Consider the following 729-nt stretch of genomic DNA (forward strand, 5'->3'; position numbering starts at 1 on the left):
TCTGAGGCCCTAACCATGGGAAATGTTTTAGGCTTTAACGGTGGAACGCGCAGCTTACCCTAGCGACCTCACCGATGCCCAGTGGGAACTTATTGAACCACTTTTGCCTCCAATTGGCGAGAGTACCTTCTGCGACACCGTTCCCAGACGAGAAATTGTCAACGGTATCCGCTACGTCCTGCGGGGTGGAATTCAGTGGCGCATGATGCCCCATGACCTGCCAGCTTGGAAAACGGTGTACCACTCTCATCGCCAGTGGTGCAAAGATGGCGTCTGGAAGCGCATCAACGATGCGCTCGTGACCTTGGAGCGAGAACGTAAGGGGAAAAGGGCCAAACCCAGTGCCGCAGTCGGGGATTCTCAGAGCGTCAAGACGACGCAAAAAAAGGGGCTCGCGGCTACGACGGGGCAAAGAAGGTCAAAGGGCGTAAACGCCATATAGCGACCGATACAGACGGCAATTTGCTGACTTGTGTCGTCACGCCAGCCAACGTCGGCGAACGTGCCGGGATGAAGCAGGTCATCAACGTTCTCAAAAAGGACGTTCCAGACATCCAAAAGCTGTTTTTAGATGGTGGATATGATGGTGAGCCGTTTTCGCAGTGGGCGAAAACGAATCATGAGCTTGAAATCGAGATAAAGCGCCGCCCAGACGAAGGAATTACCGTTAAAAACGGTATTGCTCAGGTCAATGTGAGTACACCGACGGAGGAGCAGATACGGCTGGCC

The 729-nt window shown here is 53.8% G+C and carries 2 protein-coding genes; both read left to right on the forward strand.

Annotation, left to right across the window (positions count from 1 at the left end):
• Positions 1 to 40 precede the first annotated feature (40 nt).
• On the forward strand, positions 41 to 442 hold the full coding sequence (locus QZ269_RS13370) for an IS5 family transposase (RefSeq protein ID WP_291427182.1): 402 nt from the start codon (positions 41 to 43) through the stop codon (positions 440 to 442).
• Positions 439 to 729: transposase (locus QZ269_RS13375; RefSeq protein WP_291427183.1), on the forward strand; the 291-nt coding region annotated here is incomplete at its 3' end. The genes QZ269_RS13370 and QZ269_RS13375, both read left to right, overlap by 4 nt.

The organism is Deinococcus sp. (assembly GCF_018260405.1).
In the GTDB taxonomy this organism is placed as follows: Bacteria; Deinococcota; Deinococci; order Deinococcales; family Deinococcaceae; genus Deinococcus.